Annotated in this window: 11 protein-coding genes; 5 read left to right on the top strand and 6 right to left on the bottom strand. The window is 60.1% G+C overall.

Annotated features, from left to right (window positions below; all coding sequences use genetic code 11):
- Positions 1-105: 105 nt before the first annotated feature.
- The 4 genes from PMI34_RS23170 to PMI34_RS23185 all read right to left on the bottom strand — a co-directional run bounded on the left by PMI34_RS23170 (position 106) and on the right by PMI34_RS23185 (position 4,335).
- Entirely contained in the window at positions 106-1,938 is a 1,833-nt protein-coding gene (locus tag PMI34_RS23170) for an ABC transporter ATP-binding protein (protein WP_008046843.1), read from the bottom strand.
- Between the two features lie 94 nt (positions 1,939-2,032).
- Positions 2,033-2,590 carry a peptidylprolyl isomerase A gene (locus tag PMI34_RS23175; protein WP_008046842.1) on the bottom strand — a complete coding sequence of 186 codons (558 nt, stop codon included), beginning with the start codon at positions 2,588-2,590 and terminating at the stop codon, positions 2,033-2,035.
- A gap of 3 nt (positions 2,591-2,593) precedes the next feature.
- On the bottom strand, positions 2,594-3,397 hold the full coding sequence (locus PMI34_RS23180) for an alpha/beta fold hydrolase (protein WP_008046841.1): 804 nt from the start codon (positions 3,395-3,397) through the stop codon (positions 2,594-2,596).
- A 14-nt stretch (positions 3,398-3,411) separates the two neighbouring features.
- The gene (locus PMI34_RS23185; protein ID WP_008046840.1) at positions 3,412-4,335 is read right to left on the bottom strand and encodes a LysR family transcriptional regulator; all 924 of its coding nucleotides are present in this window, start codon (positions 4,333-4,335) and stop codon (positions 3,412-3,414) included.
- A 49-nt stretch (positions 4,336-4,384) separates the two neighbouring features.
- Here PMI34_RS23185 and PMI34_RS23190 point away from each other — a divergent pair, with 49 nt between their 5' ends.
- The 3 genes from PMI34_RS23190 (at position 4,385) to PMI34_RS23200 (ending at position 6,739) form a co-directional block, all read left to right on the top strand.
- On the top strand, positions 4,385-4,699 hold the full coding sequence (locus PMI34_RS23190; protein WP_007984867.1) for a hypothetical protein: 315 nt from the start codon (positions 4,385-4,387) through the stop codon (positions 4,697-4,699).
- 228 nt (positions 4,700-4,927) lie between these two features.
- Positions 4,928-5,527, top strand: a complete 600-nt coding sequence (locus PMI34_RS23195; RefSeq protein ID WP_008046839.1) for an FMN-dependent NADH-azoreductase — start codon at positions 4,928-4,930, stop codon at positions 5,525-5,527.
- A gap of 345 nt (positions 5,528-5,872) precedes the next feature.
- Positions 5,873-6,739 carry a carboxylate/amino acid/amine transporter gene (locus PMI34_RS23200; protein WP_008046838.1) on the top strand — a complete coding sequence of 289 codons (867 nt, stop codon included), beginning with the start codon at positions 5,873-5,875 and terminating at the stop codon, positions 6,737-6,739.
- A gap of 130 nt (positions 6,740-6,869) precedes the next feature.
- Here PMI34_RS23200 and PMI34_RS23205 read toward each other — a convergent pair whose 3' ends face one another.
- Positions 6,870-7,757: a LysR family transcriptional regulator gene (locus tag PMI34_RS23205; RefSeq protein ID WP_008046837.1), complete on the bottom strand. Its 888-nt coding sequence runs from the start codon at positions 7,755-7,757 to the stop codon at positions 6,870-6,872.
- Positions 7,758-7,915: 158 nt separating this feature from the next.
- Between PMI34_RS23205 and PMI34_RS23210 the strand changes: the two genes are divergently transcribed.
- Positions 7,916-8,560 (top strand): hydrolase, encoded by a 645-nt coding sequence (locus tag PMI34_RS23210; RefSeq protein WP_008018228.1) that lies wholly within the window; start codon positions 7,916-7,918, stop codon positions 8,558-8,560.
- A gap of 149 nt (positions 8,561-8,709) precedes the next feature.
- Here the strand turns inward: PMI34_RS23210 and PMI34_RS23215 are convergent, their stop codons facing one another.
- Entirely contained in the window at positions 8,710-10,008 is a 1,299-nt protein-coding gene (locus PMI34_RS23215; protein WP_008046831.1) for a mechanosensitive ion channel family protein, read from the bottom strand.
- 192 nt (positions 10,009-10,200) lie between these two features.
- Here PMI34_RS23215 and PMI34_RS23220 point away from each other — a divergent pair, with 192 nt between their 5' ends.
- A complete protein-coding gene (locus tag PMI34_RS23220; protein ID WP_008046830.1) occupies positions 10,201-11,541 on the top strand; it encodes a DEAD/DEAH box helicase in 1,341 nt (446 codons plus the stop codon).
- Positions 11,542-11,705 lie beyond the last annotated feature (164 nt).

The following is an 11,705-nucleotide window of genomic DNA, read 5'->3' as shown; positions in this document are numbered from 1 at the left end:
CGAGCTTGCTCGCGATGGCGGTTTGTCAGTCGACACCAATGTTGAATGTCAATCTGCTATCGCGAGCAAGCTCGCTCCCACAGGGGAAGTGTATTGTTCAATAGCTCAATCGATCCCGACAAACCCGCCGGTCTGGTGTTGCCACAAGCGTGCATACAAACCGCCATGGGCCAGCAGTTCGGCATGGCTGCCGGTTTCGGCGATCTTGCCGTTTTCCAGCACCACCAGCCGGTCCATCCGGGCGATGGTCGAGAGCCGGTGAGCGATGGCGATCACGGTTTTGCCCTGCATCAGGGTTTCGAGACTTTCCTGGATCGCCGCTTCGACTTCCGAATCCAGAGCCGAGGTGGCCTCGTCCATGATCAGGATCGGCGCGTCCTTGAGCAACACACGGGCGATGGCGATGCGCTGGCGCTGGCCGCCGGAGAGTTTCACCCCGCGCTCGCCAACGTGGGCATCGAAACCGGTGCGGCCCTCTGCGTCCGACAGTGAAGGAATGAAACCGTCGGCCCGGGCCTTGTGCACGGCCTCCCAGAGTTCGGCGTCGGTGGCGTCGGGTTTGCCATACAGCAAGTTGTCGCGGATCGAACGGTGCAACAGCGAGGTGTCCTGGGTGATCATGCCGATGCGTTCGCGCAGGCTTTCCTGGCTGACGTCGGCGATGTTCTGGCCGTCGATCAGGATGCGTCCGCCTTCCACGTCATACAGGCGCAGCAGCAGGTTCACCAGGGTCGATTTACCAGCACCGGACGGGCCGATAAGGCCGATTTTTTCACCGGCTTTGATGCTCAGGTTGAGGTCGCCGATGATCCCGCTCTGCTTGCCGTAGTGAAAATCCACATGCTCGAAACGCACTTCGCCACGGGCCACCGCCAGGGGTTTGGCCTGGTCGCGGTCGGTGACGCTGACCGGTTGCGAGATGGTCTGCAGGCCGTCCTGCACCATGCCGATGTTTTCGAAGATGCCGGTCACCACCCACATGATCCAGCCGGACATGTTGACGATGCGGATCACCAGACCGGTGGCCAGGGCAATCGCCCCCACGCTGATCAACGACTGCGTCCACAACCACAGGGCCAGGCCGGTGGTGCAGACGATCAGCAAGCCGTTCATGCTGGTGATGACCACGTCCATGCTGGTGACCACGCGGCCGGCCAGTTGCGCCTTCTCGGTCTGTTCCTTGATGGCTTCGCGGGCGTATTGCTGCTCGAAGTTGGTATGGGCGAACAGCTTCAGGGTGGTGATGTTGGTGTAGCCGTCGACAATCCGCCCCATGAGTTTGGAGCGCGCATCGGACGCCACCACCGAGCGGTCCTTGACCCGTGGCACGAAGTAACAGAGGGCACCGATGAAGGCGAAGATCCACGTCAGCAGCGGGATTATCAGGCGCCAGTCGGCTTCGGCGAACAGCACCAGGGAACTGATGGCGTAGATCAGCACATGCCACAACGCATCCACGGCCTGCACGGCGGAGTCGCGCAGTGAGTTGCCGGTTTGCATGATGCGTTGGGCGATGCGCCCGGCGAAGTCGTTCTGGAAGAAGTTCAGGCTCTGCTTGAGCACGTAGCTGTGGTTCTGCCAGCGGATCATGCTGGTCATGCTGGGGCTCAGGGTCTGGTGCACCAGCAGGTCATGCAGGCCCACGAATATGGGGCGCAGCACCAGCGCAACCACCACCATCCAGGTCAACTCGAGGGCGTGCTCCCGGAACAGATTGGCGTTCGGCGTGCCTTGGGCCAGGTCGATGATGCGGCTCAGGTAACTGAACAACGCCACCTCGATCAAAGCACCAATCAGGCCGACGATCAGCAGGGCGGCGAAGCTCGGCCAGACCTGCTTGAGGTAATAGGTATAAAAAGGGAATACACGGTCTGGCGGAGACGCCGTCGGTGCTTCACGGAAAACATCGATCAGTTTTTCAAAGCGGCGATAAAGCATGGGTTGTTCGCCCGCGGGCGGGCTCTCCTTTTAACGGTTTGAGCGTTGCCGGCAAACACCGGCAACGGCTCGGACATCCTTGTCCAGCTTAGTCTCAGTCGATGCGCTTGGCCGACTTGATGAACACAGGATCGGCCGGCACATCCTTCATGCCGCCACGGACGGTGGTTGGCGAATTGACGATGATGTCCACCACGTCCATGCCTTTGACCACTTTGCCGAATACCGCGTAGCCATCGCCCTGGTCAAGGAAGTCGTTGTCCTTGACGTTGATGAAGAACTGGCTGGTGGCCGAGTCAGGCACCGAGGTACGGGCCATGGACAAGGTGCCGCGCACGTTATGCAGGCCGTTTTTCGATTCGTTCCTGATCGGTGCGTTGGTGTCTTTTTGCTGCATCTGTTGAGTGAATCCACCACCCTGGACCATGAACCCCGGGATCACCCGGTGGAAAATCGTGTTGTTGTAGAAGCCTTTGTCGACGTACTCAAGGAAGTTCTTGGTACTGATCGGGGCCTTGACCGGGTCCAGTTCGATTTCGATCTGGCCGTTGGTGGTTTCCAGCAGCACATGCGGTGCCTTTTCCGGCGTCGCGGCCATCAGGTTGGCGGCAAACAGGACGGAGCCTGCGGCGAGGGCGATTTTTTTCAGCATGGGTCAGTGATCCTGAGTGGTGGTGTCGACTGCGGCCAGAAACTCCAGCAGTGTTTGGTTGAAGTGTTCCGGCTGGTCCAGCGGCGTGGCGTGGCGTGAATCGGTGATCACCACCAGCCGCGCGTCGGGCAGCAGTTTTACGTAGTTTTCCTTCAGCGCCACCGGTGTGTAGTCCCTGTCGGCGCTGACGATGAGGGTTGGACAGGTGACCTTCGAAAGTCGTTCCTGGACCCCCCAGCCGACAATGGCATTGAAGCTGGCGAGATAAGCATGTTTGTCGTTTTTTGCCCAGCGCTCGGCCATCTTTTGTCGCAATTCGGCCTGCTCGGGTTTTGGGAACAGCTTGCCGCCCAGCGCCTTGCCGATGGTGCGCAGGCTGAGTGCGTGCATCAGGGTCCAGCGCTTGAACCACTGCCAGTAGTCATCGTAGCTGCGCAGCTTGACCTCGGGCGCGCTGTTGACAATGCACAGGCTCTTGAGCAGTTGCGGCTGATCCACGCCCAACTGGAAGCCGATCATGCCGCCCATGGACAGGCCGACATAATGTGCCGGACCGATATTGAGGTGCTCGATCAATGCAATCAGGTCGGCACTGAATCCGGCAATGCTGTAGCGATCCCGGGGTTTGTCCGATCGGCCGTGACCGCGCACATCCGGGACGATCACCCGGTAGCGGGTGGCCAGTGCCGGGATCTGCTTTTCCCAGTCCAGGGTGCTGGAACCGAGGCCGTGGACCAGCAGCAGCGGCGTGCCGTGGCCATATTCCTCATAGTGCAGGTTGCAACCTTCGTGTTCGAAATAGGCCATGCATACACTCCGTGTCAGGCTTGTTCGGGGGCGGCGAACGGTGCGTCCAGTGGGGCGGTGTCAAACGTACGCAGCAGTTCGATGAGAATCTGCGTGGCCGGCCCCAGCGGTTTGTCCTTGTTCGAATACAGGTAGAAGCTCGGGTTGCGGCTGCCGCCCTGATCCAACGGTAGCAGCTTGAGCGTGCCTTCCTTGAGTTCCCGTTCGATCAAGTGCCTGGGCAGCCAGGCAAAACCCAGGCCGCTGCTGACGAAGGTCGCGGCGGTGGCCAGGCTACCGACGGTCCAGCGCTGTTCGGCACCGAGCCAGCCGACGTCCCGTGGTTGCTGGCGCCCCGAGTCGCGGATCACCACTTGCATCTGGCTTTCCAGGTCCTGGAAGCTCAGTTCGCGGTTGAGGCGGTGCAGGGGATGTTCCGGGTGGGCAACCGCGATGAACTCGACGTCGCTCAATTCCGCGCCCAGGTAACCGGGAATACTGAACCCCGTGATGGCCAGGTCGGCCACGCCTTCGAGCAGGACTTCCTCCACGCCCGACAGCACTTCCTCACGCAGGCGCACCCGGCAGCCACGGCTTTGCGGCATGAATGCGGTCAAGGCGCGGACGAGGCGGGCGCTTGGGTAAGCGGCATCGACCACCAGGCGTACTTCGGCTTCCCAGCCCTGCTCCATATGATGGGCCAGGTCTTCGAGTTGACTGGCCTGTTTCACCAGTTGCCGGGAGCGGCGCAACAGCACGCCGCCGGCTTCGGTCAGCACGGCTTTGCGTCCGTCGATGCGCAGCAACGGCACACCGAGCTGATCCTGCATGCGAGCCACGGTGTAGCTGACCGACGATTGCGAGCGATGCAGCGCCTCGGCGGCTTGGGCGAAACCACCGTGATCGACCACGGCCTGCAGCGTTCGCCATTGATCAAGGGTCACGCGGGGCGCTTTCATGTTGAGCTCCTCTTGTCCTAAGCTGGCAGCCCTTATTGGAGGCTGCTGAATGAAAAAATTCTGTTGTGTGCTGCTGGCGCTGCTGCCGCTGACGGCGATGGCTTACCCGATCGATGTGAAGAAAGACCTCAACGGCATGAAAATCGATTACCAGACCTACGACACGGATAGCGACATCGGCTCCATCCAGGTGGCCAACTACGGCGACGTCGATGCAAGCTGCAAAGCCGTTTTCATCAATGGTCCGGAAGCACCACGTACCCGCAAGATCGACGTACCGGCCGGCAAGCACAAAAATGCCACCGCCAAGTTCAGCCGCAACATCATCAAGCTGCGCATCGAGCTGAGCTGCACCCCGAAATGACAGCAATCTCCTGTGGGAGCGGGCTTGCTCGCGAAAGCGTTTTGTCATTCAAAATATTATTTGCCTGACTCGGCGCCTTCGCGAGCAAGCCCGCTCCCACAGATATGCTGAGCTTATAAACGAATTTATTGATGGGTTATAGCAGTTATTTGCGCTTTTTCATCGATATGACTCTGTTTAACCTTCACTCCATCGACCTACAGCATTCTCAGATGGAGGCTACATCCCATGTCCCACGTTCTGATCATCGAAAGCAGTGCCCGTCAGCAAGACTCGGTTTCCCGCCAACTGACCCAGACCTTCATCAGCCAGTGGAAAGCCGCTCACCCGAATGACCGGATCACTGTCCGGGACCTGGCCGTCAAGCCGGTGCCGCACCTGGACATCAACCTGCTGGGTGGCTGGATGAAACCCGCCGAGCAGCGCAGCGACATCGAACAGGCGTCCCTGGAACGCTCCAACCAGTTGACCGACGAATTGCTCGCCGCCGATGTACTGGTCATGGCCGCGCCCATGTACAACTTTGCGATCCCCAGCACCCTGAAAGCCTGGCTCGACCATGTGCTGCGTGCCGGCGTGACCTTCAAGTACACCGAAACCGGCCCGCAAGGCCTGCTCAGCGGCAAGCGTGCCTATGTGTTGACGGCTCGCGGCGGTATCTACGCCGGCAGCACCGCCGATCACCAGGAACCGTACCTGCGTCAGGTCATGGGCTTCATCGGCATCCACGACGTGACGTTCATCCACGCCGAAGGCATGAACCTGGGCGGTGACTTCCAGGAGAAAGGCCTGAACCAGGCGAACGCCAAGCTTTCCCAAGTGGCCTGACCGGTTAATCGCCAGATAATCGCTGGATGGTCTAGTGACCTGGCGCAACCCTTCAAGCCTGTACGCGCATCGAACCTCCCTTCGCACTTGTTGCTCCTGAGTGCCCTGGCCCGATTGAACGCTTTAGCGAGATCGGGCTTTTTTTTGCCCGGGATTTAACAAGCACCTAAAAAACCTGTGGGAGCGAGCTTGCTCGCGATGACTGAGTGTCAGTCGACAATGATGTTGACTGATCCACCGCTATCGCGAGCAAGCTCGCTCCCACAATGGATTTTTGTATTGTTTGGGTGTTCGCGATCAGCAGCAAAACCCGCTATCGTCGCCGCCATTCGAAATGAGGCGAGCATGGGCTATCTACTTTTTGTCACGCTAATCCAGGCGTTTTCCTTCAGTTTGATCGGCGAATACCTGGCCGGTCATGTCGACAGTTACTTTGCCGTGCTGGTGCGGGTGCTGCTGGCAGGGCTGGTGTTCATCCCGCTGACCCGCTGGCGCTCGGTGGAACCGGCGTTCATGCGCGGCATGCTGTTGATCGGCGCGTTGCAGTTCGGCGTGACGTACGTCTGCCTGTACCTGAGCTTTCGCGTACTGACGGTGCCGGAAGTGCTGTTGTTCACCATCCTCACGCCGCTGCACGTCACCCTGATCGAAGATGCGCTCAACCGTCGCTTCAATCCCTGGGCCCTGGTCGCGGCGCTGGTGGCGGTGGCGGGGGCGGCGGTGATTCGCTTTGACCGGATCAACCCGGACTTCTTCATGGGGTTCCTGTTGCTGCAACTGGCCAACTTCACCTACGCCGCAGGCCAGGTGCTCTACAAACACCTGGTCGCGCGCCACCCGAGCGATCTGCCGCATTACCGACGCTTCGGCTACTTCTACCTCGGCGCACTGGCGGTGGCGTTGCCGGCGTTTCTATTGTTCGGCAAACAGAACTTCCTGCCCGAAGCACCGCTGCAATGGGGTGTGCTGCTGTTCCTCGGTCTGGTCTCGACCGCTTTGGGGCTGTACTGGTGGAACAAGGGCGCGTGCCTGGTCAACGGCGGGACCCTGGCGGTGATGAACAACCTGCATGTGCCGGTGGGGCTGCTGGTCAACCTGCTGATCTGGAACCAGCATGAAGAACCGGGGCGGTTGTTGCTCGGCGGTTCCGTGATTTTGCTGGCGGTGTGGATCAGCAGATTGGGTGTACGTAAACCTCTGGCCGTTCACTGAACCTTGTGGGAGCGGCGGTGCGGCGATCCGACTTGCTCGCGAATGCGGTGTCCAGTGGCAATGATATCGACTGACACGACGCCTTCGCGAACAAGCCCGCTCCCACACTAGATTGTGTGATCTTTGAAAATCACTTCGGCGCCAGTTGCGCCACCAGAAACTCGATAAACGCCCGGGTCTTCTGCGGCAACCGTCGGGCCGACGAGTACACCGCATTGATGGTAATCGCCGGGGCCTGCCACTCGCACAGTACCGGCACCAGTCGCCCGGCCGCCAGCGCATCCTCGACGATGAAGTCGGGCAGCAAGGCGATGCCCATGCCGGCTTCGGCGGCCTGGGCGAGCAGGTCGCCGTTGTTGGCGTGGAGTGGGCCGGTGACGTTCACCCGCTGGGTTTCCTTGCCATTGCACAGTTGCAGGCTTACACCGCTCTGCAGATACCCGTAGTTCAGGCATTGATGGGCGCGCAGATCCTGCGGAGTGTGTGGAATGCCCGCGCGCTCGAGATAAGCCGGGGACGCCACCATGATGCGCGGCGCGGGCGCCAGTTGCCGGGCGATCATGGTCGAGTCGGGCATGCTGGCGATACGGATGGTCACGTCGAACCCGCCCCGCACCGGGTCGACCTGCTGGTCGCTGAGCACCAGTTGCAGCTCGATGTTCGGGTGCTGTTCATGAAACAGCGGAATCAACGGCCCCAGCCGCCGAAGACCGAACGACATCGGCGCATTGACCCGCAACACACCGCGTAACTCGCCGATGCCGTCACGGGCGCGTTGCTCGGCCTCGTCCAGTGCCGCCAACACCTCCCGTGCTGCATCGAAATATTCGGCTCCGGCCTCGGTCAGGTGCAGGCTGCGGGTGGTGCGTTGCAGCAATTGCACGCCGATGGCTTCTTCCAGCGCCTGAATCTGTTTGCTGACTTTCGAGCGCGGCACGTCCATGGTCCGGGCGGCTGCGGCGAAGCCGTTCTCGCCGACCGTGACGACGAAGGCGCGCATGCATTCGATGCGATCCATATTGTCCCTATTTTAGAATCAATCATTCTCGATTTTAGGTAATTGTCCCTTTTATTGCCAGCCCCTAAAGTGACATCCAGGCCGACAACAACGCCGCTGAAGGCAAGGTCGACTAACCCCTTACCCATTCGAAGTATCGACATCAAAAGGAACGCGCCATGTCAATTCGTGAACTGCTCAACCCAACCAACTCCGCCCTGATCCTGATCGACCACCAGCCGCAAATGGCATTCGGTGTGCAGTCCATCGACCGCCAGACCCTGAAGAACAACACCGTGGGCCTGGCCAAGGCGGCGAAGATCTTCAACGTACCGACCATCTACACCTCGGTCGAAACCGAGAGCTTCAGCGGTTACATCTGGCCCGAATTGCTGGCAGTGCATCCGGATCAGAAGCCGATCGAGCGTACCTCGATGAACTCCTGGGAAGACAAGGCACTGGTCGACGCGGTGAAAGCCACCGGTCGCAAGAAGCTGATCATTGCCGCGCTATGGACCGAGGTCTGCCTGACTTTCCCGGCACTGGAAGCCCTGGCTGAAGGCTACGAGGTGTACATCGTCACTGACGCCTCCGGTGGCACCAGCAAAGAAGCCCACGACATGTCGGTGCAGCGGATGATTCAGGCTGGCGCGGTACCGGTGACCTGGCAACAAGTGTTGCTCGAATACCAGCGTGACTGGGCGCACAAGGACACTTACGAGGCTGTGATGGAACTGGTGCTGGAACACAGCGGTGCGTACGGCATGGGCGTGGATTACGCCTACACCATGGTGCACAAGGCACCGCAGCGGCAGGTCAAGTAACCCGCAAATTCTGAAAACGATGTAACCCTTGTGGGAGCGGGCTTGCTCGCGAATACGGAGTGTCAGTCGACATCAATGTTGAATGACCCACCGCATTCGCGAGCAAGTCGGATCGCCGCACCGCCGCTCCCTCATTTGTTTTTGTGGTGTTACACCCTGCGTTTTTCCGCTTCGGGAAGATGGCTCGCGCCCAGTACCGCCGGCAATATCCCTGCACGCAAATCCGATCCGCTGGGTTGCTGATAAAGACTCAACCCGAACTCCGGCAGCACCGCCAACAGGTAATCGAAAATATCACCCTGGATCCGCTCGTAATCGGCCCACGCGGTGGTGCGGGTAAAGCAATAGATTTCCAGCGGAATGCCCTGGGCCGTGGTCTGCATCTGGCGCACCATGCAGGTCATGTTCGGCTGGATCCCCGGATGACTCTTCAGGTAGGCCAGCGCATAGGCGCGCAAAGTGCCGATGTTGGTCATCCGCCGGCGGTTGGCCGACATGGCCGCGACGTTGCCCTGGGCCTCATTCCAGGCCTTGAGTTCGGCCTGTTTGCGGGTCATGTAGTCGGTGAGCAAATGCACCTGGGACAGCTTCTGCTCCTCGTCGTCACGCAGAAAGCGCACGCCGCTGGCGTCGATGAACAGGCTGCGCTTGATCCGGCGGCCACCGGAAGCCTGCATGCCGCGCCAGTTCTTGAACGACTCGGACATCAGGCGCCAGGTCGGGATCGAGACGATGGTCTTGTCGAAGTTCTGCACCTTGACCGTGTGCAAGGTGATGTCCACCACATCGCCGTCGGCGCCCACCTGGGGCATTTCGATCCAGTCGCCGACCCGCAGCATGTCGTTGCTGGTCAACTGCACGCTGGCGACGAACGACAGCAGCGTGTCCTTGTAGACCAACAGGATCACCGCCGACATGGCGCCCAGACCCGACAGCAGCAACAGCGGCGAGCGGTCGATCAGCGTGGCGACGATGATGATCGCGCCAAATACGTACAGCACCATTTTCGCCAGTTGCACATAGCCTTTGATCGAGCGGGTGCGGGCGTGCTCGGTGCGGGCGTAGATGTCCAGCAGGGCGTTGAGCAGGGCGCTGACCGCCAGCAGCAGAAACAGGAAGGTGAAGGACAGCGCGACGTTGCCGAGGAAATTCAGGCTGGTTTTGCTCAGGTCCGGCACCAGATTGAGACCGAACTGGATCACCAGCGAAGGGGTGATCTGCGCCAGGCGATGGAACACCTTGTTCTGCAGGAAATCATTGACCCAGTGCAAGGCCGGCTGGCGGCTGAGCATTTTTGCAGCGTGCAGGATGAGGTAGCGCGCCACCCGTCCGAGGAACAACGCAATTGCCAGCAGCAGCAACAGCGACAGGCTGGAGTGCACGAGCGGGTGCTGGTCGAGGGCACCCCAAAGGTCCAGGACGTTGGTCCAGAGCTGTTTGATATCCATGGTCGAAAACGATTCTTCTGTAAGGCGCGAGAGGGGATTAGAGCATTTAAGACGCTTTGTATTACGTTTCGGGAAAAATCAGGCAACAAAAAACCAACTGTTTACCGACATTTGTATAAAGAAACTCGGCCTGAGCGCTCGAAACCGTTACCCTATGCAGCTGTTTTTTTGCATTTCTTCGAGGTAGCACCCGTGTTTTCCCAATTCGCCCTGCACGAACGCCTGCTCAAAGCCGTGGCCGAGCTGAAATTTGTCGAGCCAACGCCTGTGCAAGCCGCGGCCATCCCGCTGGCGCTCCAGGGGCGTGACCTGCGGGTGACGGCGCAAACCGGTAGCGGCAAAACCGCTGCATTCGTTTTACCCATCCTCAACCGTCTGATCGGCCCGGCGAAAATCCGCGTCAGCATCAAGACCCTGATCCTGCTGCCGACCCGCGAACTGGCCCAGCAGACCTTGAAGGAAGTTGAACGCTTCTCGCAGTTCACTTTCATCAAGTCCGGCCTGATCACCGGCGGCGAAGACTTCAAGGTCCAGGCCGCGATGCTGCGCAAGGTGCCGGATATCCTGATCGGTACGCCGGGCCGGATGATCGAGCAACTGAACGCCGGTAACCTCGACCTGAAAGAAGTTGAAGTGCTGGTGCTCGACGAAGCCGACCGCATGCTCGACATGGGCTTCGCCGAAGACGTGCAGCGTCTGGTGGACGAGTGCACCAACCGTCAGCAGACCATGTTGTTCTCCGCCACCACCGGCGGTTCGGGCCTGCGCGAGATGATTGCCAAGGTCCTGAACAACCCTGAGCACTTGCAGCTCAACGCGGTCAGCCAACTGAACGACACCACCCGCCAGCAGATCATCACCGCTGACCACAACCAGCACAAAGAACAGATCGTCAACTGGTTGCTGGCCAACGAGACCTACCAGAAGGCCATCGTCTTCACCAACACCCGGGCCATGGCCGACCGTATCTACGGCCGCCTGGTGGCGCAGGAATACAAAGCGTTCGTGCTGCACGGTGAGAAAGACCAGAAGGATCGCAAACTGGCGATCGACCGCCTGAAGCAGGGCGGCGTGAAAATCCTCGTGGCCACCGACGTCGCCGCTCGCGGTCTGGACGTGGACGGCCTGGACCTGGTGATCAACTTCGACATGCCGCGCAGCGGCGACGAGTACGTGCACCGCATCGGTCGTACCGGTCGCGCCGGCAACGATGGCCTGGCCATCTCGCTGATCTGCCATGGCGACTGGAACCTGATGTCGAGCATCGAGCGCTACCTCAAGCAGAGCTTCGAGCGCCGCACCATCAAGGAAGTCAAAGGCACCTACGGCGGACCGAAAAAGGTCAAGGCCTCGGGCAAGGCCGTCGGCGTGAAGAAGAAAAAGACCGACGCCAAGGGCGACAAGAAGAAGACTGCCGCCAAGACCCCTACCAAGCGCAAGAGCGCCAACCGCCCGAAGACCGATTCCCTGGTCAGCAAGGACGGCATGGCCCCGCTCAAGCGCCGCAAGCCGGAAGCGCCGGCGGCTGAGTAAGTCGTTGTCGTGACCCAGAAAAACCGGACTGATGTCCGGTTTTTTTATGTGCGCCCGGCCCGCTCCCACAGGGGCCTGGTGAGAACACATATCTTGTGTACGACACAAAACCTGTGGGAGAGTGGCTTGCTCCGGGCGGCGATCCGACGAAGGCCGCGCCTCGG

Origin of the sequence: Pseudomonas sp. GM74 (assembly GCF_000282455.1) — a bacterium.
Lineage (GTDB): Bacteria > Pseudomonadota > Gammaproteobacteria > Pseudomonadales > Pseudomonadaceae > Aquipseudomonas.
The sequence above is the reverse complement of the archived record's forward strand: the minus strand, read 5'-3'. Positions and strand labels throughout refer to the sequence as shown.

What these genes read in the sequence shown, in the direction of transcription:
- PMI34_RS23170 (WP_008046843.1), bottom strand. Translation starts at nt 1,938, where the DNA reads ATGCTTTATCGCCGCTTTGAAAAACTGATCGATGTTTTCCGTGAAGCA.
- PMI34_RS23175 (WP_008046842.1), bottom strand. Translation starts at nt 2,590, where the DNA reads ATGCTGAAAAAAATCGCCCTCGCCGCAGGCTCCGTCCTGTTTGCCGCC.
- PMI34_RS23180 (WP_008046841.1), bottom strand. Translation starts at nt 3,397, where the DNA reads ATGGCCTATTTCGAACACGAAGGTTGCAACCTGCACTATGAGGAATAT.
- PMI34_RS23185 (WP_008046840.1), bottom strand. Translation starts at nt 4,335, where the DNA reads ATGAAAGCGCCCCGCGTGACCCTTGATCAATGGCGAACGCTGCAGGCC.
- PMI34_RS23190 (WP_007984867.1), top strand. Translation starts at nt 4,385, where the DNA reads ATGAAAAAATTCTGTTGTGTGCTGCTGGCGCTGCTGCCGCTGACGGCG.
- PMI34_RS23195 (WP_008046839.1), top strand. Translation starts at nt 4,928, where the DNA reads ATGTCCCACGTTCTGATCATCGAAAGCAGTGCCCGTCAGCAAGACTCG.
- PMI34_RS23200 (WP_008046838.1), top strand. Translation starts at nt 5,873, where the DNA reads ATGGGCTATCTACTTTTTGTCACGCTAATCCAGGCGTTTTCCTTCAGT.
- PMI34_RS23205 (WP_008046837.1), bottom strand. Translation starts at nt 7,757, where the DNA reads ATGGATCGCATCGAATGCATGCGCGCCTTCGTCGTCACGGTCGGCGAG.
- PMI34_RS23210 (WP_008018228.1), top strand. Translation starts at nt 7,916, where the DNA reads ATGTCAATTCGTGAACTGCTCAACCCAACCAACTCCGCCCTGATCCTG.
- PMI34_RS23215 (WP_008046831.1), bottom strand. Translation starts at nt 10,008, where the DNA reads ATGGATATCAAACAGCTCTGGACCAACGTCCTGGACCTTTGGGGTGCC.